General features: G+C 67.4%; 26 protein-coding genes. 7 read left to right on the top strand and 19 right to left on the bottom strand.

The genetic code is table 11. From position 1 onward, the window contains the following. Positions 1-6 precede the first annotated feature (6 nt). Positions 7-690, top strand: coding sequence for an amino acid ABC transporter permease (locus NWF22_RS21105; protein WP_160902535.1), 684 nt, complete (start codon positions 7-9; stop codon positions 688-690). Continuing rightward, on the top strand, positions 687-1,580 hold the full coding sequence (locus NWF22_RS21100) for an amino acid ABC transporter permease (RefSeq protein WP_160902536.1): 894 nt from the start codon (positions 687-689) through the stop codon (positions 1,578-1,580). Before NWF22_RS21105 ends, NWF22_RS21100 begins: the two co-directional genes overlap by 4 nt. 33 nt (positions 1,581-1,613) lie before the next feature. On the opposite strand, the gene NWF22_RS21095 is transcribed toward NWF22_RS21100, so the two are convergent. From NWF22_RS21095 to pgsA, 7 genes are all read right to left on the bottom strand, one after another. Further along, the gene (locus NWF22_RS21095; RefSeq protein ID WP_160902537.1) at positions 1,614-2,135 is read right to left on the bottom strand and encodes a regulatory protein RecX; all 522 of its coding nucleotides are present in this window, start codon (positions 2,133-2,135) and stop codon (positions 1,614-1,616) included. Between the two features lie 25 nt (positions 2,136-2,160). After that, positions 2,161-3,204 (bottom strand): recombinase RecA, encoded by a 1,044-nt coding sequence (gene recA / locus NWF22_RS21090; protein ID WP_160902538.1) that lies wholly within the window; start codon positions 3,202-3,204, stop codon positions 2,161-2,163. Between the two features lie 239 nt (positions 3,205-3,443). Continuing rightward, complete coding sequence (locus NWF22_RS21085) at positions 3,444-3,638, bottom strand: DUF3046 domain-containing protein (protein WP_160902539.1); 195 nt, start codon at positions 3,636-3,638, stop codon at positions 3,444-3,446. 10 nt (positions 3,639-3,648) lie between these two features. Continuing rightward, the gene (locus NWF22_RS21080; protein ID WP_373692023.1) at positions 3,649-4,875 is read right to left on the bottom strand and encodes a glycosyltransferase; all 1,227 of its coding nucleotides are present in this window, start codon (positions 4,873-4,875) and stop codon (positions 3,649-3,651) included. Between the two features lie 34 nt (positions 4,876-4,909). Next, positions 4,910-5,725 carry a PspA/IM30 family protein gene (locus tag NWF22_RS21075; RefSeq protein ID WP_160902540.1) on the bottom strand — a complete coding sequence of 272 codons (816 nt, stop codon included), beginning with the start codon at positions 5,723-5,725 and terminating at the stop codon, positions 4,910-4,912. A 102-nt stretch (positions 5,726-5,827) separates the two neighbouring features. After that, positions 5,828-6,181, bottom strand: coding sequence for a helix-turn-helix domain-containing protein (locus tag NWF22_RS21070; protein ID WP_160902541.1), 354 nt, complete (start codon positions 6,179-6,181; stop codon positions 5,828-5,830). A 250-nt stretch (positions 6,182-6,431) separates the two neighbouring features. Then, positions 6,432-7,109 carry a CDP-diacylglycerol--glycerol-3-phosphate 3-phosphatidyltransferase gene (pgsA, locus tag NWF22_RS21065; RefSeq protein ID WP_160902542.1) on the bottom strand — a complete coding sequence of 226 codons (678 nt, stop codon included), beginning with the start codon at positions 7,107-7,109 and terminating at the stop codon, positions 6,432-6,434. A gap of 196 nt (positions 7,110-7,305) precedes the next feature. Here pgsA and NWF22_RS21060 point away from each other — a divergent pair, with 196 nt between their 5' ends. Both NWF22_RS21060 and NWF22_RS21055 read left to right on the top strand, forming a co-directional pair. Next, complete coding sequence (locus tag NWF22_RS21060; RefSeq protein ID WP_160902817.1) at positions 7,306-7,845, top strand: amino-acid N-acetyltransferase; 540 nt, start codon at positions 7,306-7,308, stop codon at positions 7,843-7,845. Positions 7,846-7,905: 60 nt separating this feature from the next. After that, on the top strand, positions 7,906-8,190 hold the full coding sequence (locus NWF22_RS21055) for a YciI family protein (protein WP_160902543.1): 285 nt from the start codon (positions 7,906-7,908) through the stop codon (positions 8,188-8,190). A 9-nt stretch (positions 8,191-8,199) separates the two neighbouring features. On the opposite strand, the gene NWF22_RS21050 is transcribed toward NWF22_RS21055, so the two are convergent. After that, positions 8,200-9,195 (bottom strand): TerC family protein, encoded by a 996-nt coding sequence (locus tag NWF22_RS21050; RefSeq protein ID WP_160902544.1) that lies wholly within the window; start codon positions 9,193-9,195, stop codon positions 8,200-8,202. A 245-nt stretch (positions 9,196-9,440) separates the two neighbouring features. Here NWF22_RS21050 and NWF22_RS21045 point away from each other — a divergent pair, with 245 nt between their 5' ends. Continuing rightward, positions 9,441-9,863, top strand: coding sequence for an MmcQ/YjbR family DNA-binding protein (locus NWF22_RS21045; protein ID WP_160902545.1), 423 nt, complete (start codon positions 9,441-9,443; stop codon positions 9,861-9,863). 19 nt (positions 9,864-9,882) lie between these two features. On the opposite strand, the gene NWF22_RS21040 is transcribed toward NWF22_RS21045, so the two are convergent. The 7 genes from NWF22_RS21040 to thyX all read right to left on the bottom strand — a co-directional run bounded on the left by NWF22_RS21040 (position 9,883) and on the right by thyX (position 18,161). After that, positions 9,883-12,843 (bottom strand): FtsK/SpoIIIE family DNA translocase, encoded by a 2,961-nt coding sequence (locus tag NWF22_RS21040; RefSeq protein ID WP_373691962.1) that lies wholly within the window; start codon positions 12,841-12,843, stop codon positions 9,883-9,885. 99 nt (positions 12,844-12,942) lie between these two features. Next, positions 12,943-13,575 carry a TIGR03085 family metal-binding protein gene (locus tag NWF22_RS21035; RefSeq protein ID WP_160902546.1) on the bottom strand — a complete coding sequence of 211 codons (633 nt, stop codon included), beginning with the start codon at positions 13,573-13,575 and terminating at the stop codon, positions 12,943-12,945. Positions 13,576-13,614: 39 nt separating this feature from the next. Then, a complete protein-coding gene (locus NWF22_RS21030) occupies positions 13,615-15,633 on the bottom strand; it encodes a ribonuclease J (protein ID WP_160902547.1) in 2,019 nt (672 codons plus the stop codon). Then, on the bottom strand, positions 15,630-16,538 hold the full coding sequence (gene dapA, locus NWF22_RS21025) for a 4-hydroxy-tetrahydrodipicolinate synthase (protein WP_160902548.1): 909 nt from the start codon (positions 16,536-16,538) through the stop codon (positions 15,630-15,632). The genes NWF22_RS21030 and dapA overlap by 4 nt, the downstream gene beginning before the upstream one ends. Positions 16,539-16,674: 136 nt before the next feature. Continuing rightward, entirely contained in the window at positions 16,675-16,818 is a 144-nt protein-coding gene (locus NWF22_RS21020) for a hypothetical protein (RefSeq protein ID WP_160902549.1), read from the bottom strand. Beyond that, positions 16,808-17,293, bottom strand: coding sequence for a YncE family protein (locus NWF22_RS21015; RefSeq protein WP_160902550.1), 486 nt, complete (start codon positions 17,291-17,293; stop codon positions 16,808-16,810). The genes NWF22_RS21020 and NWF22_RS21015 overlap by 11 nt, the downstream gene beginning before the upstream one ends. A gap of 115 nt (positions 17,294-17,408) precedes the next feature. Beyond that, positions 17,409-18,161 (bottom strand): FAD-dependent thymidylate synthase, encoded by a 753-nt coding sequence (gene thyX, locus NWF22_RS21010; protein WP_160902551.1) that lies wholly within the window; start codon positions 18,159-18,161, stop codon positions 17,409-17,411. A gap of 316 nt (positions 18,162-18,477) precedes the next feature. Here thyX and NWF22_RS21005 point away from each other — a divergent pair, with 316 nt between their 5' ends. Continuing rightward, positions 18,478-20,166 carry an alkaline phosphatase D family protein gene (locus NWF22_RS21005; protein ID WP_160902552.1) on the top strand — a complete coding sequence of 563 codons (1,689 nt, stop codon included), beginning with the start codon at positions 18,478-18,480 and terminating at the stop codon, positions 20,164-20,166. A 9-nt stretch (positions 20,167-20,175) separates the two neighbouring features. On the opposite strand, the gene NWF22_RS21000 is transcribed toward NWF22_RS21005, so the two are convergent. Beyond that, entirely contained in the window at positions 20,176-20,937 is a 762-nt protein-coding gene (locus NWF22_RS21000; RefSeq protein ID WP_160902553.1) for an HAD-IIB family hydrolase, read from the bottom strand. Positions 20,938-21,036: 99 nt separating this feature from the next. Continuing rightward, the gene (locus NWF22_RS20995; protein ID WP_160902554.1) at positions 21,037-21,633 is read right to left on the bottom strand and encodes a TetR/AcrR family transcriptional regulator; all 597 of its coding nucleotides are present in this window, start codon (positions 21,631-21,633) and stop codon (positions 21,037-21,039) included. Between the two features lie 96 nt (positions 21,634-21,729). Between NWF22_RS20995 and NWF22_RS20990 the strand changes: the two genes are divergently transcribed. Then, positions 21,730-22,743, top strand: coding sequence for an NADP-dependent oxidoreductase (locus tag NWF22_RS20990; RefSeq protein WP_160902555.1), 1,014 nt, complete (start codon positions 21,730-21,732; stop codon positions 22,741-22,743). A 4-nt stretch (positions 22,744-22,747) separates the two neighbouring features. On the opposite strand, the gene NWF22_RS20985 is transcribed toward NWF22_RS20990, so the two are convergent. Then, positions 22,748-23,971 carry a winged helix-turn-helix domain-containing protein gene (locus NWF22_RS20985; protein WP_160902556.1) on the bottom strand — a complete coding sequence of 408 codons (1,224 nt, stop codon included), beginning with the start codon at positions 23,969-23,971 and terminating at the stop codon, positions 22,748-22,750. After that, complete coding sequence (locus NWF22_RS20980) at positions 23,968-24,477, bottom strand: dihydrofolate reductase (RefSeq protein ID WP_160902557.1); 510 nt, start codon at positions 24,475-24,477, stop codon at positions 23,968-23,970. The genes NWF22_RS20985 and NWF22_RS20980 overlap by 4 nt, the downstream gene beginning before the upstream one ends.

The following is a 24,477-nucleotide window of genomic DNA, read 5'->3' as shown; positions in this document are numbered from 1 at the left end:
ACCGACATGAGTGAACTCTGGGCGGATATGGGGCCACAGTTGTGGCCGGCCTTCTGGGTGACCCTGAAACTCACCTTCTTCTCTGCCATCGGCGCGCTCATCTGGGGCACCGTGCTGGCTGCGATGCGGGTGTCGCCGGTCCCGGTGATGCGCGGCTTCGCCGATGTGTATGTCAACATCGTGCGCAACACCCCGCTGACCTTGATCGTGCTGTTCTGTTCGATCGGGCTCTATCAGAACCTCGGTCTCGCGCTCGCGCCCGACAACGAGAACTTCATCGAGAACAACAACTTCTGGCTCGCCGTGCTGGCCTTCATCCTCTACACGGCGACATTCGTATGCGAGACCCTGCGATCGGGCTTCAACACGGTGCCGCTCGGGCAGGCCGAGGCAGCACGTTCGCTGGGCCTCACGTTTCCCCAGGTGTTCGGGATCGTCGTGTTGCCCCAGGCGATTCGGTCGGTCATCGGGCCGATGGGCAGCGTCCTCATCGCGCTCACCAAGAACACCACGGTGGCCTCGGTGATCGGTGTCGCCGAGGCGTCGCTGCTGATGAAGGAGGAGATCGAGACGTTCTCCGACCAGATCATCGCGGTGTTCGCGATCATCGCGATCGGATTCATGATCATCACGCTGACGGAGGGATTCGTGTTCGGTTACCTCGCCAAGCGACTGGCGGTGAAGCGATGAGCGCCAACGCCACCGTCCTCTACGACGCTCCGGGCCCGAAGGCCCGGCGCCGCAACGCCATCATCGCGGTGGTGTTCATCGCGATCCTGGTCGCGATCGCGGCCTACGTGCTCTGGGTTCTCGCCGGCAACGATCAGCTCACGGCCGAGAAATGGGACCCGTTCATCACATCGACGACGTGGACGACCTACATCTTGCCCGGGTTGTGGGGCACGTTGAAGGCGGCCGCGGTCTCGATCGTTCTCGCGCTGGTGTTCGGTGCGGTTCTGGGTATCGGCCGGCTCTCCGACCACGCCTGGGTACGCGCGATCTCCGGCCTGATCGTCGAGGTGTTCCGCGCCATCCCGGTGCTGATCCTGATGATCTTCGCCTACTATCTGTTCGCCGACTACGCGATCTTCCCGTCGTCGCAGTTGGCCTTCGCAGCCGTGGTCACCGGTCTGACGCTCTACAACGGCTCGGTCATCGCCGAGATCATCCGCTCGGGTATCAACTCGTTGCCCAAGGGCCAGACCGAGGCCTCGCAGGCGTTGGGCTTGAGCAAGAGCCAGATGATGCGCGTGATCCTGCTGCCCCAGGCGGTCACGGCGATGCTGCCCGCCCTGATCTCGCAGATGGTGATCGCACTCAAGGACAGCGCGCTCGGGTATGCCATCGGCTACGTCGAGGTGGTCCGTTCCGGCATCCAGTCCGCGTCGTACTACGGCAACTACCTGCCGGCGCTCGTCGTGGTGGCCATCGTGATGATCCTGATCAACTTCGGACTGTCGTCGTTCGCGACCTATCTCGAGGCCCGACTGCGAAGTGGGCGTCGCAAGACCAAGGTCGCCGACCACGACGAAGCCGACCAGGCCGCCGCCGAGAACATGCCGTCGTTCGGCAAGAAGTAGCCCAGCCGACCCGGCGGGGATCTGATCAATCCATCAGTCGAGGGTGGTCGCCGCGTCCAGCGATTCGGTGACCACCTCGATGGCCAGTGACTGGGGGTACCCACGTCGCATCAGCATGCCGGCCAGCCGGCGGAACACGGCGTCGCGCGTACCCGGGTCGGCGCGCAGCCGATCGACCTGACCCGGCGTGAGTTTCTTGTCGACCAGTTCGGCGGCCACTGCACGCTCGTCCTCGGGATCGAGGTCGGCGAGTGTGGACTCGACAATGCCGGGGTCGATGCCCTTGGCCCGCAACTCCTGTCGCAACGCGACCCGCCCGCGGGCGGAATGCGCGTGCCGTGAGCGAACCCACTCGGCGGCGAAGTCCTCGTCGTCGATGAGGTGATGTTTGTCGAGGCGCGCCATCACCTCATCGACGGTGTCGGGGTCGAAACCCTTGCGCGCGAGGCGCTCGATCATCTCCTGTCGGGAACGAGCTCGGACCCCGAGGAGACGGAGTGCCGCATCCCAGGCGCTGGGTCCGGTTCGTTCCTCGGGGTCTGAGGTGGTAGTCATCGGTGATATCAGAACGTCGGGGGTATCAGAACTCCACCGGCGCCGGGGCGACGTCGTCGGCGTCGACCACCGCGCCGATCCCCAGCTTCTCCTTGATCTTCTTCTCGATCTCGTCGCGGATGTCGTCGTTCTCGATCAAGAACTTGCGCGCATTCTCCTTGCCCTGACCGAGCTGATCACCCTCATAGGTGAACCACGACCCGGACTTCCGGATGAAGCCCTCGGCCACACCCATGTCGATCAGCGAACCCTCCTTGCTGATGCCGTGGCCGTAGAGGATGTCGAACTCGGCCTGCTTGAACGGTGGGGCGACCTTGTTCTTGACGATCTTCACCCGCGTACGGTTACCCACCGCATCGGTGCCGTCCTTGAGCGTCTCGATCCGTCGTACGTCGAGACGGACCGAGGAGTAGAACTTCAACGCCTTACCGCCGGTGGTGGTCTCCGGCGAACCGAACATCACACCGATCTTCTCGCGCAGCTGATTGATGAAGATGGCCGTGGTCTTCGAGTTGCTCAGCGCAGAGGTCATCTTGCGAAGGGCCTGGCTCATCAGCCGTGCCTGCAGACCCACGTGACTGTCACCCATCTCGCCCTCGATCTCCGCACGCGGCACCAGCGCCGCCACGGAGTCGATGACCAGGATGTCCAGCGCGCCGGAGCGGATCAGCATGTCGGCGATCTCGAGTGCCTGCTCACCGGTATCGGGCTGCGACACCAGCAGCGCGTCGGTGTCCACCCCGAGCTTGGCGGCGTAGTCGGGATCGAGCGCGTGCTCGGCGTCGATGAATGCCGCGATCCCGCCCTGCGCTTGGGCGTTGGCGACCGCATGCAGTGCCACGGTCGTCTTACCCGACGACTCCGGTCCGTAGACCTCGATGATCCGGCCACGCGGCAGACCACCGATACCGAGCGCCACATCGAGCGAGATGGAGCCGGTGGGGATCACCTCGATCGGCTGACGGGTCTCCTCGCCGAGTCGCATGACCGAACCCTTGCCGAAGTTCTTGTCGATCTGCGCGAGAGCCAGATCGAGCGCCTTCTCCCGATCCTGCGGTGCTGGTGCCATGAGATTCTCCTCCGAACTCGGGCCGGTGACCGGCCGTGGGTGGTGGTCTGCGGTGTTGCCGACGTGATGTGCACGCTAGCCACGGGGTCTGACAGGTTTGCCGAACAGGCTCGGCGACTGTTCCTCTGCTCGCGGGTTGCTCGTGTCCCGTGGTTATGACGCACCGGAGGCGAGCGCGGTTCCTTGTGATTTCAGAATGAACGAACATGTGTTCGATGGCAAGCGTGACACGCCCAGGATCACCAGCGGTGGCGCGGGACGTCGAAATCCCGGCAGATGGCCACCCACACGTCGCGCGGGTCGATTCCGTCGTCGATCGCCTGCGCCCCGGTCCGTCCCCCGAAGTCGATCAGGACGTGGTCGACCAGGATCGAATCGGCCGATTGGGTACCGAATTGCTCGGTCATCAGCTCGGTGAACTCGGTGAGACGCATCGCCGACAGCCTACGCGAGGTGGTGACCCGACCGATCGAGCAACCACTGCACGATCCGGACCGGATCGGTGACCTCGCGCGCCGAGACCGACACCTGGGAAGCCGCTGCGGCGAATCCCGGATCGGTCAGCACCTCCCGGACCGCGGCCGCCACCGCGTCGACGGTCAACGGACGCACCAGCACGCCGCTCCCCTGGCGCTGCACCCGATTGGCCAGTTCCCACTGGTCCCCACCGCCGGGTACGGTCACCACCGGCACCGAGGCCATCAACGACTTGGCCAGCATCCCGTGCCCGCCACCGCAGATCACCAGGGCGGCGTGGGTGAGCACCTCGTCCTGCCGGCCGGTACCCACCACCACCCGAGCCGACGATTCGATCCCGTCCGGGCTCTGCAGCGCCGAGACCACCACGCGCACAGACAAGTCGGCGAGCTCGCCGGTCACCGCCGCCAGCGTCGTCGACACCATGTCCGCCGCCCCGGTGACGGCGGTGGACGGCGCGATGAGCACCAGCGGCCCATCGCCCGCGGGATGGTCGAAGACCGCGTCGGTGGGTTCCCACAACAACGGCCCGATCAGATGGGTGTCCGCGGGCCAGTCCGGTCGCCACACCTCGAGCCCGGGCAACGTGGCGACCAGTCGCGCGACGGGCTCCCCGAGCCCGAACAACCCGATCGTGGATCGCGCCCGGGCCCGCTGTCGCTCGCCCGCTCGCAGCGAACGTCGGGTCGCCGTACGCAGGGCGGCGTCGCGCAGCCGACCCGCCCGGCCCACACCCGGTTCGAGCCCCGCGCCGATCGGCGGCCGGCCGGCCGACGGCAGGTACAGCGGGTGCGGCGACAGTTCGATCCACGGGATGCCCGCCAGCTCGGCAGCCCACGCCCCACCGACGGTGATGACATCCGAGATGACCAGGTCGACACGCGTGGTGGCGAGGATCGGCGCCAGCCCCACCGCAATCCGCGCGGCGCGCCGGCTCAGTTTGGCGCCGGCATCGGCGTCGTCGTCACCGGTGATTGCGGCCAGTCCCGGCAGTGCTGCCACACATACGCCCCGGGTACCGGCGGTGGCACGCCACTGCTCGCCGGTGTACACGACGGTCTCGATACCCGCGGAAGTCAGCCGTTCGGCGAGCGCGAACGCGGGAAAGGCGTGTCCTGCATCAGGTCCCGCGACGATGGCGATACGACGCGACGACGGCCTCCCACATCGGTGGGAGGCCGTCGGTCTCGTGATGCTCAGTTGCCTGTCTGCTCAGTTGCCTGTCTGCTCAGTTGCCTGTCTGGGGAGGCTGTTCGGTGGCGGGCTGGGTGGTCGGCTGTGCCGGCGCAGCGGCCTCGGCCGAACCCGAGGACGGCAGCGCACCGCCGGACATGCTGGCGCGGATCTGCTCGAGACGGGCGTGGCCCGCCATCTGGACGCCGGCCTGCTCGACCTCGTGCATGCGTCCCTGAACCGAGTTGCGCGCGAGGTCGGCCTGCCCGAGCGCGTTGGCGTAGCGACGTTCGATCTTGTCACGGACCTGATCGAGGTTCGGCGTGTTGCCCGGCACAGACAGTTCACTCATCTGGTTGAGCGACGCGCTGACCTGCTCCTGCATCTTCGCCTGCTCGAGTTGGCTGAGCAGCTTGGAGCGCTCGGCCAGCTTCTGCTGCAGCACCATCGCGTTCCGCTCGACGGCCTTCTTGGCCTGCTCGGCAGCCTGCAGCGACTGGTCGTGGAGCACTTTGAGGTCCTCGACGCTCTGCTCCGCGGTGACGAGCTGCGCCGCGAACGCCTCGGCGGCGTTGGTGTACTCCTGCGCCTTCTGCGTGTCACCGGCAGTGGTGGCCTGGTCGGCCAGCGTCAGCGCCTGCCGTGTGTTGGCCTGCAGCTTCTCGATCTCCTCGAGTTGCCGGTTGAGCTTCATCTCCAGCTGACGCTGGTTGCCGATCACCGAGGCCGCCTGCTGCGACAGCGCCTGATGCTGCCGTTGAGCATCCTCGATCGCCTGCTGGATCTGGACCTTCGGATCCGCGTTCTCGTCGATCTTCGCGTTGCCGAGTGCCATCAGATAGCGCCACAACTTCACGAACGGGTTCGCCATACTTGCGTCAACTCCATAGTCCGGTATTCGGTGCGGTGTGTTACCAATCTAGCCGTTGTGACCGACGCGAGGCGACGGGTCGGGTCGGTTCGACAGCTGACCTCAGGCCGCGGCGAGTGCGGTTTCGGCACGCCCGGCGGGGCCGTGGATGACGACCTTCGCGTCGAGCACACCCACTTCGCCTGCCGTCACCGAGTCGGCGGCGCCGACGAGTTCGTGATCGGCGGGCAGCATCGCATGGCCCACGTCGAGCAGGAGTTCGGCGATCTCGACATCGAGCGCGTCACAGATGGCGGCCAGCAGTTCGCTCGACGCCTCCTTCTGACCCCGCTCGACCTCCGAGAGGTACCCGAGGCTGACCCGGGCATCGGTGGACACCTCACGCAGGGTACGGCCCTGCGCGGTTCGCACCCGGCGCAGGCTGTCTCCCAGCGCCTCACGCAGTAGCACTGCCATCGAGGTCCTCCTCACTGCTTGCCGTCCGTGGCGTCGGCCTTGACATCGTGACCCAGGGAAATCGTGACCCACGAGAATCATGACGCCGGATCGGCCACGACACCCGGGCATCCTCGATGTCAACGCTCGAACCCCTGGGCGAGTTCCCGACCTCTCCGCCGTCCGTGCCACGACAGTAGTCGAAGATCGGGACCGATGCCGCCCGGCGCGGCGACCACCGATTGCGCCACGGGCGAACACGCCGGGCATGTCAATCACCAGCGGTGACGCGGCCCGGTCCGGTCTGCCGCAGCGAGCGCCGGCGCAGCACCAGCGCCTGCCATACGTAGTCACCGCCGGTGAGCACGGTGACGACCACGGCGACACCCATGATGACCGCGGCCACCACGTGCCATACACCGGCCAGCGGCAACAGGTACAGGCCGATGGCCACGGCCTGCAGCAGCGTCTTGAGCTTTCCGCCGCGGCTGGCCGGGATGACCCCATGGCGCAGCACCCAGAAGCGCAGGGCGGTGACCCCGAGTTCACGTGTCAAGATCACCGCGGTGACCCACCACGACAGATCCCCCAGAATCGACAGCCCGACCAACGCCGAACCGATGAGCGCCTTGTCCGCGATCGGGTCGGCCAGCTTCCCGAAGTCGGTGACCAGACCGCGCTCGCGGGCCAACCGGCCGTCGTAGCGGTCGGTGATCGCCGCGATGCCGAAGATCACCGCGGCGGCGATCCGCCACCCGGTGTCGTGGCCGCCGGCCATGAACAGCGCGACGATGAAGACCGGGACGAGAATGATCCGGACCACGGTGAGCGCGTTGGCGATGTTGACGACGGGAACCGGGTCGACCGGGTCGGTGATGTGATCGGGACCCCGGCCCGCGTTCGCGAGACCGCCGCTCTCCTCCACCGCACGACGCACGCGGTCGGTCATGATGCCCGGATCCGTCGTGCATGCGACTGTTGTGGCCGCACGCTGACCCGGCGATACTGCTCCCGCACGGTCACAGCCTATCTGGCCCACGTCGCGGGTCCGTGCGCCCGGGTCACGTTCGCGACTACTCTGTGATGCCATGCCTCCTGTCGCCCCCGAGCCGGCGTCGTCGCCCGCGGACCCCACATTGCCGGAAATGAGTGCGGGCGGCCCGGAATCGGGCCGAGACGGTGGCGACCGGACGCCGGTGATCCGGCGGGCACGCACCTCCGACGTCCCACGGATCAAGGAACTCATCGATCAGTACGCCGGCCGGATCCTGCTCGAGAAGAATCTGGTCACCCTCTACGAATCGGTCCAGGAGTTCTGGGTCGCCGACATCGACGGCGTGGTGGTCGGCTGCGGCGCATTGCATGTGCTGTGGGCCGACCTCGGCGAGGTGCGCACCGTGGCCGTCGACAGCGGATACGGCGGCCAGGGCATCGGCCACCGACTGGTCGGCCGGTTGATGGATGCCGCGCGCGAACTGCAATTGTCGCGGGTGTTCGTGCTCACCTTCGAGACGTCGTTCTTCGCCCGTCACGGATTCGCCGAGATCGAGGGGACGCCGGTCACCCGCGAGGTGTTCGAGGAGATGTGCCGCTCTTACGACACCGGCGTCGCCGAGTTCCTCGATCTGAGCTACGTGAAACCCAACACGCTCGGCAACACACGCATGCTCGCCACCTTGTACTGACCCGACCCAACTGACCCGACCGAACTGACCCGACCGAACTGATCCCGACAGGAGTCGACGATGACCATCTTCGCCGTGCACTACACCTACACACCGGCCAAGGCCGCCGTGCGCGACGAATACCGTTCACGGCACCGTGAGTGGCTCGGCGAGGAGTTCCGCGCCGGAAACGTGCTCACCAGTGGCCCTTATCCAGACAGCACCGGCGCACTGATCCTCATCCGCGCCGACTCACTCGATGCCGCCGAGGCGTTCCTGGCCAACGACCCGTTCAACGCCCATCAGGCGGTGGACGGCGTGCGAGTGGTCGAGTGGACCCAGGTGTACGGGCCGTTCGGCGCGTGAGCCGTCCGCTCAGGTCCCCGAGGATTCCGACTGGGTCCGGTTCTTCGAACTCATCAGGCTCGCGACGGTGGTGATGACCAACGTCAGCACGATGACGCCGAGCGATACCGGAGTGGAGACCTCGGGCACCGAGACGTGCTCACCACCGTTGATGAAGGGCAGCGTGTTCTCGTGCAGGGCGTGCAGCACCAGCTTCACGCCGATGAACGCCAGGATGAACGACAGCCCGTAGGACAGGTAGACCAGCCGGTCGAGAAGCCCGCCGAGCAGGAAGTAGAGCTGGCGAAGACCCATGAGCGCGAAGGCGTTCGCGGTGAACACCAGGTAGGGCTCCTGGGTCAGGCCGTAGATCGCGGGAATGGAATCCAGGGCGAACAGGATGTCGGTGAACCCGATGACGATGAGCACCATCAGCATCGGGGTGGCCATCCGCTTGCCGTTGACGCGCGTGAACAACTTGTCGCGGTCGTAGTCGTCGGTGGTGCGCAGCCGGCGCTTGACGAAGCGCTCCAGGCGCGTTTCCCGCTGCTCCTCGTGGTCGACCGGGTCGTCGCTCTCCCGGACCAGCTTGATCGCGGTGTAGATCAGGAACGCGCCGAACAGATAGAAGACCCATGCGTAGGCGTTGATCGCAGCGGCACCCACCGCGATGAACAGACCGCGCAGGACCAGAGCCATCACGATGCCGAGCAGCAGCACCTTCTGCTGATACTCCTTGGGCACCGCGAACTTCGACATGATGATCACGAACACGAACAGGTTGTCGACCGACAGTGCCTTCTCGGTGACATAGCCGGCGAAGTACTCACCCCCGTAGGTGGCACCCCATTGCCACCACACGAAGAAGCCGAACAGGATGGCGATGCCGATGTAGACCGCCGACCAGGAACCGGATTCCTTCAACGACGGTGCGTGGGGTACCCGGACGTGGGCGAAGAAGTCGAAGACGAACAGCCCGGCGATCACCACACAGGTGACGATCCAGACGGTTGACGAAACATCCATGCGAGCGATCTCCTCCAGCGCGCAGCACTACGGTTGCGATGCCAGAGGTCTCTCCCGCCGCTACCGGTCACCGCCCTGTCGACGGTCATCTCCGGCACCGACCGACGAATCCGGGACGGGCCGGATGACGATGATCGGCATCGTGCACCGGACTCGGCCGTATTGACGGAAACGTCGCGAGGTCGGGGATACTCCCCTCTTCGATCGTCGCCCAGCCTAGTACACCGGAGCGTACGGTTGCACCCATGCCGCTCCCGAACCGCGCGGCGACAGTGGAGGACATCCATTCGACGGCCCGTGGGATGCCGCACGTGTCCGACGTCGGCACACATCCGGACCGACCGGTCTACCAGGTCGGCGGCAAGTCGTTCGTGTTCTTCCGCACGCCACGTCCGGACGCTGTCGATCCCGACACCGGGCAACGCTACGACGACGTGGTGGTCATCTGGGTTCCTTCGGAGGCCGACAAGCTCGCCCTGGTGCAGGACGAGCGGTCACCGTTCTTCACCACCGGTCACTTCGACGGACACCTGTCGGTGCTGCTACGTATCTCACGGGTGGCCGAACTCACCCGCGACGAACTCGTCGAGGTCATCCAGGACGCCTGGCTGAGCCGTGCATCGGCACGACGGGCCGCCACGTGGCTTGCCGAGCACGGGCTCGGGTGAGGGTTCCTCGACCGGACGCTCAGCCCTCGTCACCCGCCTCCGCACCGCCGGTGATCGAGGTGATCACCCCGGCGAGGTCCTCCGGCTTGACCAGCACCTCGCGCGCCTTGGAGCCCTCGCTGGGTCCGACGACGCCGCGGGTCTCCATCAGGTCCATCAACCGTCCCGCCTTGGCGAATCCCACGCGCAGTTTGCGTTGCAGCATCGAGGTGGAGCCGAACTGGCTCGACACCACCAACTCGATGGCCTGCAGGAGGTCGTCGAGGTCGTTGCCGATGTCGCCGTCGATCTCCTTCTTGTCGCCGGCCTTCGCCGTGGTCACGCCCTCGGTGTAGTCGGGTTCGCTCTGCTCGCGGGTGTAGTCGACGACCGCCTGGATTTCTTCGTCGGTGATGAACGCGCCCTGCATACGGATCGGCTTGTTGGCACCCATGGGCAAGAACAGCCCGTCGCCCATGCCGATGAGTTTCTCCGCACCCGGCTGGTCGAGGATGACGCGCGAGTCGGTGAGCGACGAGGTCGCGAAGGCCAGCCGCGATGGCACGTTGGTCTTGATCAGCCCGGTGACGACGTCGACCGACGGGCGCTGGGTGGCCAGCACCAGATGGATGCCTGCGGCGCGCGCCTTCTGCGTGATCCGGACGATCGCGTCCTCGACGTCGCGCGGGGCGGTCATCATCAGGTCGGCGAGTTCGTCGACGATGGCCATGATGTAGGGATACGGCTTGTAGACGCGTTCGCTGCCCAGCGGGGTGGTGATCTCGCCGGACCGCACCTTGGCGTTGAAGTCGTCGATGTGGCGCACACGGGACGCCTTCATGTCCTGATAGCGCTGCTCCATCTCCTCCACCAGCCACGCCAGCGCAGCGGCTGCCTTCTTCGGCTGCGTGATGATCGGCGTGATCAGATGCGGAATCCCCTCGTAGGGTGTCAGTTCCACCATCTTGGGATCGATCAGGATCATCCGCACGTCTTCTGGGGTGGCGCGGGTCAGCAGCGACACCAGCATCGAGTTGACGAAGCTCGACTTACCCGAACCGGTGGAACCGGCGACCAGCAGGTGGGGCATCTTCGCCAGATTCGCGCTGACGAACTCACCCTCGATGTCCTTGCCGAGGCCGATCACCAACGGATGGGTGTCCTTACGGGTCTTCGGCGCCTTGAGCACATCGGCCAGTCGCACCATCTCTCGGTCGGTGTTGGGCACCTCGATACCGACCGCGGATTTGCCCGGGATCGGGGCCAGCAGCCGGACGTTGTCGGTGGCGACGGCGTAGGCGATGTTGCGCTGCAGCGCGGTGATCTTCTCGACCTTGACGCCCGGCCCGAGCTCGACCTCGTACCGGGTGACCGTCGGACCGCGGGTGTACCCGGTGACGGCGGCATTGATCTTGAACTGTTCGAGCACACCTCCGATGCGGTCGATCATGTCGTCGTTGGACCGGCCGCCCTGTTTCGGGGGATCGCCGTCGATGAGCAACGACGAGGGGGGTAGGTGATATTCACCGTCGAGCACCCGCTCGACCAGGCCGGCGCCCGGCAGATCGTCGGAGTCGGCTTCGGTAGGCGTCGGGGCGCTCGGCGTGGGCTTCGGGGTGGCGCGATCGGCCTGCGCCCGAGCGCGGCTGCCGACGCCGGCCGGCGCGGACGCCGGTTCGTCCGGGCGGCCGATCTGTTCGGTGACCTCGTCGTCGAACGGAACCGTCGTGGCCGCGGCGAAGTCGGCGGCGTCGACGTCGGGATCCGCCGGGCGCCGACGCCGGCGACTGCGCGGCGCCGGATCTGCATCGGGCGGATAGTTGTCGTAGGGATCGGCGGAGTACCTCGCTCGGGTGTCGAGGACCTCGGTCACCTCCCCATCCCGGCTGTCCCCGCGGTCGTCGTCACGATCCGCCGGAGCGTCGAACCCCTCGTCGTCGAGGTCGTCCCACGGAGCGACATCGTCGTAGCGGGCAGGGTCGTCGAATGTGTGCTGGCCGCCCAGTCCCAGATATCCGACCACCCCGTCGGCGACCTCGCGCACGGTCTTGCCGCTGAGGATCAGGAGCCCGAACGACACGCACAGCACCAGGATCGGAACCGAGATCCACGCGGTGACACCGTTGGTCAGCGGCGTGCCCACCGCGAACCCCAGGAAGCCACCGGCCGCCGAGCGACCCGGCAGATCCTCGGGAGCGCCGGCGACCAGATGGATGAGCCCGAGTATCGGGAGCACGATCAGCAAGCCGGCCCCCAGGTAGCGCGCGCGTTGCTGCGGATTCGGTGGACGCCTCATCAGCATGACCGATAGAGCGACCAGGGCCAAGGGCACCACGACCGACACCCCACCGACGATGGCGCGGATCAATGCTTCGATGAACGCCCCGACCGGGCCGGCCGCGCCGAACCAGACGCTGGCACCGACGAGCAACCCGCCCGCGAGCACCGCGAGGGCGGCCCCGTCGCGCCGGTGGGTGTGCCCGCTGAGGTCGCGCGCCGTCCCCTGCACCGGCCGTCGTCGCGCCGGTGAGCGCCTGCCGGAGTTCTCGTCGACGATCGGGCCGTCGAGGTCGAATCCGTCGTCGACGATCTCGTCGTCGGAATCCGCCAACCCGTCGAGCACATCGTCGTCGACCGGGGAATCGCTGTCGGTGCGCGATCCCGATGGCGAGCCCCCACCGGCGCGAGCGATGCTGCCGACACCGCGCGCCATCAACGACCATCCCGCTCCGAGGCCTCGGCCGACCACCGACGCACCGCTCGCCGCGACCGACCGCCGATGGATGTCGGCCGACGCGTCGGCCTGACGCGACGACGCTGCGCCGCGCTTCGACGTCCCGGCCGGTCGTGTGCCCGAGGAGCGGCGGGAGCTGCCGGACCGTGCCCCTGTCTTCGCAGTTCCAGCGGTCGCGCGGGCCCGCGTCGTGGTCGACCTCGCCTTGGTCGCACCCGTCTTCGCTGCGCCCTTCTTCTGGGCACCGGCGGTTGCTTTCGAAGCCATGCCGACAGACTAGTCGCCGGACACCCCGCCAGTCACATGGGCAACACTGGTAACGCGATCACGTGTCGGATTCGTAACCGACCGGGTCGACGGTCGGGATCAGAGGCCCCGCTTGGCCGCACGGACCGCCGCAACCGCCTGGTCGTCGCCGTCGAACACGACGTCGACGGGCGCACGACCGAAGGCGAACAGCAGCAACTCGCCCGGATGACCGATGACGATCACCTCCGGCCCGGTACCGACGGTCACCAGGTCGCGGGCGTCGCGGGTCCGCAGCGTGACCCGGGCCGGCGAGCCCTTCAGCGTCATCTTGCTCATGGATTTGGCCGGCGCGATCAGCGCCTCCTGGAGTTCGGCAGACAGTTCACGCGGTGTCCAGGTCTGATCGGGCCGGGCGGCGCCACGCAGGACGTCCTCGTGGTGGACGAACATCTCGGCGAGGTTGGCCCATCGGTCGACCACCTTGAGCGGCGAATACAGCGGCGGCCCGCCGGCCAACTGCTCGAGCATGGTGTCCCAGGAGCCTGCGGCCGCGCCGGCGCGCACCTTCTCGGTGTGCCCGGCGAAGGCCGGGATCATGATGCCGGGTGCGGTGTCCGGGCGTCGCTCCCGCACGACCAGATGGGCCAGCAGATCTTTGGCCGTCCATCCGGCGCAGAGCGTGGGCGCCTCGGGTCCGACGGACCGGAGCGTATCGACCAGGGCAGCGCGTTCGTCTTGTGCGAAGGTCACCCGTTCACCCTAACGAACGCTCGACACCGCCGAGGACGCTCAGGAACCGACGGCGAGCACGGTCGGCACGATCATCGGCCGTCGACGATAGGTCTCGGCAACCCACCGCCCGACGGCGCGCCGGATGGTTTGCGCGATCCGGTGGGCATCGGTGATGCCCTCCGCGGCGAGCGCGTCGAGGGCCTGGTCGACGAGATCGGCGGCCGCCTTCAAGGCGTCCGGGTCGTCGGAGAAGCCGCGTCCGGAGACCTCCGGGGCGGAGACCGCCCGGCCACTGGCGGCATCGATCGCGATGGTGATCGAGATGAACCCGCCTTCGCCCAGCACCAGACGCTCCGACAGGGTCGACTCGCCGACGTCGCCGACCGACAATCCGTCGACGTACACGTGCCCGACCGGGATGCGCCCGGTGATCGATGCACGGCCGTCGACCAGGTCGACCACCACACCGTCCTCGGCGAGAACCACTCGGTCCTCGGCCACACCGGTGGCCACGGCCAGCGCCGAATTGGCCCGCAGGTGTCGCCATTCACCGTGCACCGGCATCACGTTGGACGGCCGAACCGCGTTGTACAGGTACAACAGTTCCCCTGCCGACGCGTGACCCGAGACGTGCACCTTGGCGCTCTGTTGGGTGATGACGGTGGCGCCACGCTTGGCGAGCCCGTTGACCACGGCGAACACCGAGTTCTCGTTGCCCGGGATCAGCGAGGACGCCAGCACCACCAGGTCGTCGGCGCGGATGTTGATCTGCCGGTGCTCACCCCGGGCCATCCGCGACAGCGCGGACAGCGGTTCCCCCTGCGAGCCCGTCGAGATCAACACCAGCCGGTGATCGGGCAGCGTGGCCGCGGTGTCGAGGTCCACCAGGACGCCGTCGGGCACCGACAGGTAGCCGAGATCCTGGGCGATCTGCATGTTGCGCACCATCGACCGCCCGACAAAGCAGATGCGCCGGTTGTGTGCGTGCGCGACGTCGACGATCTGCTGGATGCGGTGCACATGGCTGGCGAACGACGCGACGATCACCCGCTGCCTGGCCCGGCCGATCACCTGGTCGAGGACCCCGCCGATCTCGCGTTCCGGGGTGACGAATCCCGGCACCTCGGCGTTGGTCGAATCGACGAGGAACAGGTCGACACCTTCGTCACCGAGCCGGCTGAACCCGGCGAGGTCGGTGAGCCGACCGTCGAGCGGGAGCTGGTCGAGTTTGATGTCGCCGGTGTGCAGCGCCACCCCGGCGCCGGTGCGGATCGCGACCGCGATCGCATCCGGGATGGAGTGGTTGACCGCGAAGTACTCACACTCGAACGGGCCGTGGGTGGTGCGCTCGCCCTCGGTGACCCGCACGAGTTTCGGGCGCAGCCGGTGCTCACGACACTTGGCCTCGACCAGGGCCAGGGTGAACGTGGAGCCGATGACGGGGATGTCGCTGCGCAGACGCAGCAGGAACGGCACGGCGCCGATGTGATCCTCGTGGCCGTGGGTGAGGATGATCGCGTCCACGTCATCCATCCGGTCCTCGATGTAGGTGAAGTCCGGCAGGATCAGGTCGACCCCGGGCTGGGCGTCTTCGGGAAACAGGACACCGCAGTCGACGATCAGCAGTCGGCCGCCGTATTCGAATACGGTCATGTTGCGACCGATCTCGCCGATCCCGCCGAGCGCGACGATCCGCAGTCCGTTGCGGGGCGCGCGCGGCGGAGTGCCCAACCGGTCCACGGCGGGCACCACGGCCGGTTGTTGCTTCTGCTGGCCGCGATTTCGGTTGTCTCCGCGGCGATCCCGACGCTCGTGTCGACCTCCGCCGGACCGCAAGCCGTCGGATTGTGGCCGTTCCGCCTGCGCGGCAGCGTGTTTCGGCTCTGGACTCTTGGACTTCGAGCTCTTGGACTGTCGGCTCGTGGGCTCTGAGTTCGTGGGCTCTGAGTTCGTGGGCTCTGAGTTCGTGGGCTCTGAGTTCGTCGGCTCGGCGGTGGGGGCCGGCGGATCAGCGGGCGGGGCCGGGGGCCCGGCCTGGCGACGTGCGGATCGGCGACGACGGGTCGGTTCGGTCATCGGTCCAGTACACCCGCCGCGCGCAGATCCGCGATCAGCGCCTCGATCTGCGGACCGTCGGCCGGCACCTGCGGGAGGCGCGGGTGGCCCACATCGAGTCCCAGGATGCGCAGCGACGCCTTGACCATCGTGACGCCGCCGAGGCGTCCCATCGCATTCACCAGCGGCAGCATCGACGTGTTGATCTCCCGGGCGGTGCGGACGTCGCCCTTGTCGAAGGCGATCTGCATCTCGCGCAACCGATCCGCGACCAGGTGCCCGATGACACTGACGAAGCCGGTCGCGCCGACCGACAGCCACGGCAGGTTGAGCGCGTCCTCACCGGACAGGTACTCGAGATCGGTGGAGGCGATGATGCCGGCGGCGGAGTGCAGGTCGCCCTTGGCGTCCTTGACCCCCTTGATGCGTGGGTGCTCGGCGAGAGCGAGCATCGTCTCGTTGGCGATGGGGACCACCGAGCGAGGCGGGATGTCGTAGAGCAGCACCGGCAGATCCGTGCAGTCGGCGATGGTGCGGAAGTGCGCCAACAGCCCGGCCTGGGGCGGTTTCGAGTAGTACGGCGTGACGACGAGAAGTCCGTGTGCGCCGATCTTCTCCGCCTCGGTCGAGAAACGCACGCTCTCGGCGGTGTCGTAGCTACCGGCACCCTGGGTGATGCGCGCACGGTCGCCGACCGCGTCGAGCACGACACGCAGCAGGTCGAGCTTCTCCGGCACGGTGGTGGTGGGCGACTCGCCGGTGGTGCCCGAGACGATCAGGCCGTCACAGCCCTTGGACACGAGGTGGTCGGCGAGCTCGGCGGCCTTGTCCAGATCCAGCGCACCATCGGGGGTGAACGGGGTCACCATCGCGACGGCGATGGTCCCGAACGGGTGGTCCTGCGGCTGGTCTGCGCCTGCGTTCATGGTGCTCAAGGCTACCTTCTCCGCAGTGCGCATCTGCGTGTGGGCGCACTGTGTCGCAGCGGGTCGGCCCGCAGGTACCAAGTGGTCAGGTCGCACCGTCGGCACCCACGGGCCGGACACCCCGTCGCGGCGCGGCTCAGGTCGCCGAGCGCGGCGTCGGGACCGCGTTCGGGATCTCCAGTATGCGGCCGCCATGGGTCAGCACGAACGGACTGTTCGGCGCGAACCGGGTGCCCTTCTTTCCGACGACGAGCCCCGCCGGAAGCAGTTCACCGGCCATCAGCACGCACGACGACTCGCCGTCGGCCGAGATCCGCCACACCTGACCCGCGCCCCACGCGGCCACATACAGGTTCCCCGGTCGTCGTGTCGATGGCGAGCACCTTGGCGTCGAGAGTGAAGGTCTCGGTGACGTACAGCGTCTTCCCGTCTTTGCTGACCGTGCCGCCGTTGGTACCGCCACCCTGGTAGAACCCCTTGATGACGTGGCCGTTCGGCAGGATCTTGTCGAGGGATGCCGCCAGATCGTTGGAGGCGTAGATGCTTCCATCCGGGCCCCGGGTCAATCCGTTGCCCTGCGACACCAGCTGCCGGGCGTATGCCTGAAAACTCCCGTCGTCCGGATTCATACTCAGCAGCTGTTGGGGACACGGTGGCATCTCGGTTGCCTGATGTGCCACCGGGACGGCCGGAGCCGCATTGCCGGGCGCGGGAATCACCGCAGCAGCGAGTGTGGCCAGACATGCCGCCGCCATCGACACCGCCGCGTCATGCGGCGTGTACCGATTTCATTCGCGACGTCGGGCGCTGCGCCAAACCGGACAGCACGGCTGAGCGGCGGGTGAGACCGACACCATTCACCCGAGTCGGTCAGCCCTCGAGCACGAAGGGCGAGGTGGCTACCTCGGTGCCATCCGACAGGGTGCTGATCTCGAAGTCACCGAAGACCGTCGGCGCGACCTGCATCAGGTGGCGCAGGCATTCGACGGCGAGTTGCCGGATCTCGACATCGGCGTGTTCGGTGGCCCGCATCCCGACGAAGTGCCGCCAGGCCCGATAGTTGCCGGTCACCACAATCCTGGTCTCGGTGGCATTCGGCAGCACCGATCGCGCCGCCTGTCGCGCCTGTTTGCGGCGCAGGATCGCGTTGGGCACGTCGGCGAACTTGGCTTCCAAGGCGTCGAGCAGCTCGCTGTAGGCCTTTCGCGAGGCGTCGGTGGCCTCGGTGAACAGGGCCTCCAGTTCCGCATCCCCTCGTATCGCGGGCGGGGCGACGACGTTGGCGTCACGTTCGGGCACGAACCGCTGCGACAACTGCGAGTAGGAGAAATGTCGGTGCCGGATCAGTTCATGGGTGCATGAGCGCGAGATCCCGGTGATGTAAAAGGTCACCGACGCGTGCTCGAGCAGCGAGGTGTGCCCCACCTCGAGGATGTGCCGCAGATAGCCGGCGTTCGTGGCGGTCCGGGGATTCGGTTTGTCCCAGCTCTCGTAGCAGGCACGTCCGGAGAACTCGACCAGCGCCTCACCACCGTCGGCGTCGGTGCTCCAGTCGACATCCGGCGGAGGGGTGAACTCGGTCGCGGCCACCAACTGCACCCGGAGCGGTACCAGCTCGGACACGTCTTCTCCTCACCACGTCGGCACGACCCGGCCTCCTCGTGGACGGGTCGTCGATTGTCCCCCAGTATCGGGCGTCGGGCAGCACAGGCCGCTACCGGGTCCAGGTCGGCACACCGAATACGCTGTTCACCGCGCCACACTCCGCCGAACGGTCAGGTGAACGTTCGGCGACCATGCGGCAAAACGCCCAGCAGGTCACATGACCGGTTCTCCCGATCGCTCGCTTCCGCCGAGCGTGATGGCGCATGATGTTCGGCGATGTAACCGCGCCCGGCACCTGGCTGATCGCCAGGACCCCGTGCGCCCGAATTGGGGGATGATGTCCGATCAACCATCCGGTCCGAATGTCGACCGGGCGAGTACCTCACGCCGCACGTTCCTCCGGACCGGTGCCGTGGTCACCGGAGCCGCCGCGCTACCCGTTGTGGCCGGTACGGCATCTGCGGTTCCGGTGGGTACGTCCGTCTTCGCCCACGGCGTGGCCTCCGGCGACCCGCTGCCCGACGGGGTGATCCTGTGGACCAGGGTGACGCCGACCCCCTCGGCCCGCCCGGGCTCGGGTCTCGGCCCGGCCACCGGGGTCACGTGGGAGGTCGCCCGCGACGGTTCGTTCGCCGCGATCGTCGCCTCCGGTGCCGTGACCACCTCGGCCGGCACGGATCACACCGTGAAGGTCGATGTCACCGGTCTGGGCGCGAACACCCGATATGCGTACCGGTTCCGGGTGACCTCCGGCCCGGCGGTGGGCACGGTCTCCCCCGTCGGATACACGCGCACCGCTCCCGCCCCCAACGCCGACGTGAGCCGCGTGCGCTTCGGTGTCGTGTCGTGTTCCAATTGGGAGGCAGGCTATTTCGGAGCCTACCGCCATCTGCGGGCGCATCGCGACCTCACCGCCATCGTGCATCTCGGCGACTACTTCTACGAGTACGAGAGCGGCGGATACACCGGCAAATCCGGCGTCGTGCGGCCCGTCTCCCCTACCAACGAGACGATCACCCTGCGCGACTACCGGATGCGGCACGCGCAGTACAAGACCGACCCCGACCTCGCCGAGTTGCATCGCACGCTGCCGTGGATCTGCACCTGGGACGACCACGAGTCCGCGAACGACTCGTGGAAGGGTGGCGCGGAGAACCATGACGCGAGCGAGGGCCCCTGGGCGGCGCGTAAGGCGGCCTCCGAGAAGGCCTACTACGAGTGGATGCCGGTGCGGCCGGCGGCCGGCCGCACCGGCCGCCACCTCTACCGCCGGCTCGGCTTCGGCCGGTTGCTGGAGCTGTCGATGCTGGACCTGCGCACCTACCGCGATCAACAGGTCTCCCCCACGTCTCGCGGCGTCGACGACCCGGCCCGCAGCATCACGGGTACTGCCCAGATGAATTGGCTGACAGACAGTCTGACATCGTCGACGACGCGATGGCGCATCGTCGGCAACCCGGTGATGATCTCGCCCGTCCTGGTGCCGCCGCTCGACGAACGCAATGCCGCGGCTCTCACCGAGGTACTCGGGCTGCCGCGGCAGGGCGTGCCCTACAACGCCGATCAGTGGGACGGTTACACCGCCGACCGGAGCCGACTGCTCGAGGCGATCCGACGCAACGATGTCGACAACGTGGTGTTCATCACCGGAGACATCCACTCGTCGTGGGCCTGCGACATCCCGGTCGACCCGGCCCGCTATCCCGCCGCCGGCACCGTCGCCACCGAACTGGTGGTGCCGTCGGTGACGTCGTCGAATGTCGACGACATCCTCGAGGTGCCCGAACACACCGTCGGCAACGCGGTGCCCGCGGCGATCATGACCGCGAATCGACATGTGCGCTGGAACGACTTCGACGCGCATGGATATGCGGTGCTCACGGTCACGCCGTCGGCGGCCCAGATGGACTGGTATTTCGTCAACGAGAAGACCGATCCGCGCACCGGCCGGTATCACGCGCGGTCGTTCCGGGTGGCCGCGGGTTCCCAGCGGGTGCAGGCGGTGTCACAGCCGACAGACTGACGCGGCCGTTCAGCCGACGATCGCCGACAGTTTGGCGTGGGTGTCCTCCCAGCCGTCCACGGCGATCGATGTGATGCCGAGGTCCTGCACCGGACGGTCGTTGCCGCCCTCGTCGAGCCGGTCGCCGAAGAAGAGGATGTCGCCGATATCCAGGTTCAGGATGTCCATGAGTTTGCGGGCACCGTAGGCCTTGTCGATGCCCTTCTTGGTCACGTCGACCGATGTCGACCCGCCACTGCGGACCTCCAGATCCGGGAGTCGCTCGGCGGCGTAGGCGCGCAGGGCTTCCTTCTTCGCCCCGTCGGGATCCCAGGCGGACTTGGCGTCGACCGGCGCCGTCTGCCCCAATGCGCTGAAGGTGATCTGGCTGCCCCGGTCCTCCAGGATCGGGCCCCACGTCTGCGTCTCCCACAGCCCGAGTTCCCTGGCCCCGGTTTCGAGGACGTCGAGCGTGCGCTTCTTCTCGTCGTCGCTGAGGAATTCGGCGTACACCGTCTCCCATTCGGTGCCCGACCACCGCACGTACTGCGTTCCGCACGTGGGCATCAGGTGCAGGTTGGCCGCGCCGCGGAAGTCCCCCAGACGGGCGATCACCTGCTTCTCGAATTGGGTGAAACGACCGCCGGAGATTACGCAGCCCATGGTGTCGTCGAGCATGCGGGCCAGCACCGCCGCCATCTGATCGGGTAACGGACTCTTGGACGGGGCCAGGGTGTCGTCGAGGTCGAACATGACCAACGAGTAGTCCTGCCCCTGGTACGAAACCGTCATCGTCCACCTTCCCGATCGGACGCCGAGTGTCGGCGCGACAAGTGTCGACCTGCAGCATGTCATCATCGGCCCGACCGAGTACACACGGGCGGACCGACGTCACACCGATACGGCCACCGTATCCGCGGTGGCGCGCAGCAACCGCACCGCCTCGGCGGCGTTCACGCGCGCCAGCACATTGGCCGAGATCACCGCACCGGCAACGACCCTCGCGCGCTGCTCGAGGTCGGCGGCAGCCTGGCCGCCGGTGGCCCGGAGGCCCGCGGTGACCGCCTGGAGCAGTTCGTGGTGATAGGCCGCGATCACCTCGCGGACCGCGCCGTCGGCACCGAGGGAGGTGACGGCGGTGGCGACCAGCAGACATCCTGTCGGCGCGCCGGTGACGTCGCCGACGGCATCCGCGCGTCGCGCGATGGCATCGGCCAGCCCGTGCAGATAGGCCGCCAAGGCGTCATCGGCGACGATCTCGGCCTGCAACCCGCGCAAGCGGGGGCGGACGACGGCATCCAGATAGTTCTGCACGACCGCGTCGAACAATCCGCGCATACTGCCGAACGCGTGGTAGATGCTCGATCTCGACAGGCCGGTGGCCTTTTCCACGTCGCTGACCGACACATCGTCGAAGCCCCTCGTCCAGAACAGATCCCGCGCAGTCTCGATGACCTCGTCGGCGTCGTATCCCGGCGCTCTGCCCATCTCGACCTCCCACCTGTCGGTGACCGCCTCGGTTGTCCGACGACGAGTCTATCCCTATTGTGGAATGGTCAGTACAGAACATGGGAAGGGCGTCCGATGTCGCACACCAGTACCCAGATCCAGCTCGTCAGCCGTCCACACGGGTGGCCCACACCGGACGATTTCCGCACGGCGACAGTCGAGTACGGAGACCTTGCGCCGGGGCAGGTACGCGTGCGCAACGAGTTCATCTCGGTCGACCCCTATATGCGGGGTCGGATGATCGACACCCGCAGCTACATTCCGCCGTTTCGGCTCGACGAGACGATGACCGGCGGTGCGGTGGGACGCGTCGTCGAGACGACTGTCGACGAACTGCCGGTCGGCACGCTGGTCAGCCATCAATACGGATGGCGCGACATCGTCCAGGAAGACGCCGCCGGCTTCCGGGCACTCCCGGAGCCGCCGGCGGGCGCGTCGTCGTCGGTGTATCTCGGCGTGCTGGGCATGACCGGCCTCACCGCGTATGTCGGACTGCTGACGATTGCGAAGATGGCCCCCGGCGACACCGTGTTCGTTTCCGGAGCGGCCGGTGCCGTGGGCACCGCGGTGGGCCAGATCGCGCACCTCAAGGGCGCGAAGCGGGTGATCGGGTCAGCGGGGTCGGCCGAGAAGGTGGCGCTGTTGACCGACCGCTACGGCTTCGACGCGGCGTTCGACTACAAGGACGGTCCGGTCCGTAAACAGTTGCGCGAGGCGGCACCCGACGGTATCGACGTCTACTTCGACAATGTCGGAGGCGATCACCTCGAAGCCGCGCTCGATTCGTTCAACGACGGCGGACGTGCCGCGCTGTGCGGCGCGATCGCCCAGTACAACGCGACCAGCCGCACGCCCGGACCGTCGAACATGGCCAACATCATCACCCGGGGCCTCACGCTCACCGGCTTCACCATCGGCCACTACTTCGATCAGGCCGCCGACTTCAACCGCGAGATGGGCGCCTGGTTCGCCGACGGCGAGGTGGTCCACGACGAGACCGTCGTGGACGGGATCGAGAACTCGGTGGACGCCTTCCTGGGTCTGATGCGCGGTGCGAACACCGGCAAGATGGTCGTCCGGATCAACTGACCTGTCAGGTGAGCGCGACCTCGGCGCGCAGCGCACCGGCCAGATCCCCGCGCCGTCCCACCACGACGGCGTCCAGGTCGAGCCACCCCGCCATCTCACCGAGGTCGTGTGCCAGCCGTTGCGCCACAGCCGCTCTCGGATGATCGGCTTCGACGAACGCCCCGAGCACCCGCAGGGCACGTTCCCGACGGTCCGCCTTGAGATCGACGCGTGCCACGATGTCGTCGCCCATCAGATACGGCAGAACGTAGTAGCCGTGCACCCGTTTGTGTTCGGGCACGTAGATCTCGATGCGGTAGTGGAAGTCGAAGAGCCGCTCGGCACGGGGCCGATAGAAGACCAGCGGATCGAACGGCGACAGGATCGCGCTGCGGTCCACCCGCCGTGGCAGCCGCGCGTCGGCATGCAGATACGCCGGATCGCGCCAACCCGGGATGGTGACCGGCGTCAACACGCCCGCGTCGACGAGATCCTCGACGGCCGGCCGCACATCGGCGGTCTTGGTTCGGTAGTAGTCCGCCAGATCTGCCACGGTGGCGACCCCGAGCGCCCGGGCGGCCCGCGCGGTCAGCTCGCGGTGTGCGTCGGCACGATCCACGTGCTGGTCGACTGACGCACCGATGACGCGTTCGGCGAGGTCGTAGTGGCGTACGAAGTTCGCGTTGCGCACGGCCGACAGCACCCCGGCGGCGAACATCGCCTCGCACACGTGTTTCACCTCACCGCGGTGCCACCACCCGCCGGGCAGGCCCGCGGAACGCTCGATCCCCAGCAGGTCCTCGATCTGCTTGGGGGTGCTCGGACCGTGCTCGGCGATGATGTCGCGCACGTCGCGGGCGAGGTCACGACTGTCCCGCATCACCTCGCGCGTGAAGCGATAGCGTCCGTCGCGGAATTCGTCTCTGCGCCAGCCGAACAGCGGCCAGTCCTCGATCGGGATCAACGCCGCTTCGTGCGCCCAGTACTCCGTCAGCAGCCGTTGACCGCGTCGCGGCTGCCAGGCCGCCCGGTCCAGGAGTTGACGGTCGTAGCCGCCGAGTCGACTGAACAGCGGCATGTAGTGCGCCCGGACCGCGATGTTGACCGAATCCATCTGGATCAGCCGGGTCCGGCCCACGACGCGCCGCAGATGCGCCATGGTCGGCTCGCCCGACGGCCGCCGATCGGTGAACCCTTGTGCGGCCAGCGCGATTCGGCGCGCCTGCGCGACCGAGAGGGTCCGTGTCATCCGTGCACGAGCGCGTGCCGGACGTAGTCGACGAAACGGTACCGAGTACCGGTCGAGGACGTCAGCCACTCCCCGGTCTCGACCGTGTCCCACACATAGGGATCGATCTCCGGGGCGAAGGTGTCCGCCGACTCCACCAGCATGTCGATCTCGGTGACGCGCACATTGGACGCATGGGCCATCGCGACCTCGTAGATCTGGCCACCGCCGATCACGGTCACCGGCCCGTCGACCGACGCCAGAGCCTGGTCGATGGTGTGGACCACGTCTGCACCCTCGGCGATCAACGTCGTCGAGCGGGTGATCACCACATTGCGGCGCCCGGGCAGCGGCCGGAAGCGGTCCGGCAACGACTCCCACGTCCGACGCCCCATCACCACAGGCGCGGTGCCCGTGAGCTCGCGGAACCGTCGCATGTCCTCGGGTACGTGCCACGGGATGTCGTTGCCGCGACCGATGGCGCCGACGCGGTCCTGCGCCCAGAGCAGTGTGACGGAGGTGGCCAT

This window comes from Gordonia mangrovi (assembly GCF_024734075.1).
GTDB lineage: Bacteria > Actinomycetota > Actinomycetes > Mycobacteriales > Mycobacteriaceae > Gordonia > Gordonia mangrovi.
The sequence above is the reverse complement of the archived record's forward strand: the minus strand, read 5'-3'. Positions and strand labels throughout refer to the sequence as shown.

What these genes read in the sequence shown, in the direction of transcription:
- NWF22_RS21095 (WP_160902537.1), bottom strand. Translation starts at nt 2,135, where the DNA reads ATGACTACCACCTCAGACCCCGAGGAACGAACCGGACCCAGCGCCTGG.
- NWF22_RS21070 (WP_160902541.1), bottom strand. Translation starts at nt 6,181, where the DNA reads ATGGCAGTGCTACTGCGTGAGGCGCTGGGAGACAGCCTGCGCCGGGTG.
- NWF22_RS21005 (WP_160902552.1), top strand. Translation starts at nt 18,478, where the DNA reads ATGATGTCCGATCAACCATCCGGTCCGAATGTCGACCGGGCGAGTACC.
- NWF22_RS21040 (WP_373691962.1), bottom strand. Translation starts at nt 12,843, where the DNA reads ATGGCTTCGAAAGCAACCGCCGGTGCCCAGAAGAAGGGCGCAGCGAAG.
- dapA (WP_160902548.1), bottom strand. Translation starts at nt 16,538, where the DNA reads ATGAACGCAGGCGCAGACCAGCCGCAGGACCACCCGTTCGGGACCATC.
- NWF22_RS20990 (WP_160902555.1), top strand. Translation starts at nt 21,730, where the DNA reads ATGTCGCACACCAGTACCCAGATCCAGCTCGTCAGCCGTCCACACGGG.
- NWF22_RS21020 (WP_160902549.1), bottom strand. Translation starts at nt 16,818, where the DNA reads ATGGCCGGTGAACTGCTTCCGGCGGGGCTCGTCGTCGGAAAGAAGGGC.
- NWF22_RS20985 (WP_160902556.1), bottom strand. Translation starts at nt 23,971, where the DNA reads ATGACACGGACCCTCTCGGTCGCGCAGGCGCGCCGAATCGCGCTGGCC.
- NWF22_RS21075 (WP_160902540.1), bottom strand. Translation starts at nt 5,725, where the DNA reads ATGGCGAACCCGTTCGTGAAGTTGTGGCGCTATCTGATGGCACTCGGC.
- pgsA (WP_160902542.1), bottom strand. Translation starts at nt 7,109, where the DNA reads ATGACCGACCGCGTGCGTCGTGCGGTGGAGGAGAGCGGCGGTCTCGCG.
- NWF22_RS21085 (WP_160902539.1), bottom strand. Translation starts at nt 3,638, where the DNA reads ATGCGTCTCACCGAGTTCACCGAGCTGATGACCGAGCAATTCGGTACC.
- NWF22_RS21105 (WP_160902535.1), top strand. Translation starts at nt 7, where the DNA reads ATGAGTGAACTCTGGGCGGATATGGGGCCACAGTTGTGGCCGGCCTTC.
- NWF22_RS21045 (WP_160902545.1), top strand. Translation starts at nt 9,441, where the DNA reads ATGCCGCTCCCGAACCGCGCGGCGACAGTGGAGGACATCCATTCGACG.
- NWF22_RS20995 (WP_160902554.1), bottom strand. Translation starts at nt 21,633, where the DNA reads ATGGGCAGAGCGCCGGGATACGACGCCGACGAGGTCATCGAGACTGCG.
- NWF22_RS21100 (WP_160902536.1), top strand. Translation starts at nt 687, where the DNA reads ATGAGCGCCAACGCCACCGTCCTCTACGACGCTCCGGGCCCGAAGGCC.
- NWF22_RS21060 (WP_160902817.1), top strand. Translation starts at nt 7,306, where the DNA reads ATGAGTGCGGGCGGCCCGGAATCGGGCCGAGACGGTGGCGACCGGACG.
- NWF22_RS21015 (WP_160902550.1), bottom strand. Translation starts at nt 17,293, where the DNA reads ATGGCGGCGGCATGTCTGGCCACACTCGCTGCTGCGGTGATTCCCGCG.
- NWF22_RS21030 (WP_160902547.1), bottom strand. Translation starts at nt 15,633, where the DNA reads ATGACCGAACCGACCCGTCGTCGCCGATCCGCACGTCGCCAGGCCGGG.
- NWF22_RS20980 (WP_160902557.1), bottom strand. Translation starts at nt 24,477, where the DNA reads ATGGCCACCTCCGTCACACTGCTCTGGGCGCAGGACCGCGTCGGCGCC.
- NWF22_RS21050 (WP_160902544.1), bottom strand. Translation starts at nt 9,195, where the DNA reads ATGGATGTTTCGTCAACCGTCTGGATCGTCACCTGTGTGGTGATCGCC.
- recA (WP_160902538.1), bottom strand. Translation starts at nt 3,204, where the DNA reads ATGGCACCAGCACCGCAGGATCGGGAGAAGGCGCTCGATCTGGCTCTC.
- NWF22_RS21055 (WP_160902543.1), top strand. Translation starts at nt 7,906, where the DNA reads ATGACCATCTTCGCCGTGCACTACACCTACACACCGGCCAAGGCCGCC.
- NWF22_RS21000 (WP_160902553.1), bottom strand. Translation starts at nt 20,937, where the DNA reads ATGACGGTTTCGTACCAGGGGCAGGACTACTCGTTGGTCATGTTCGAC.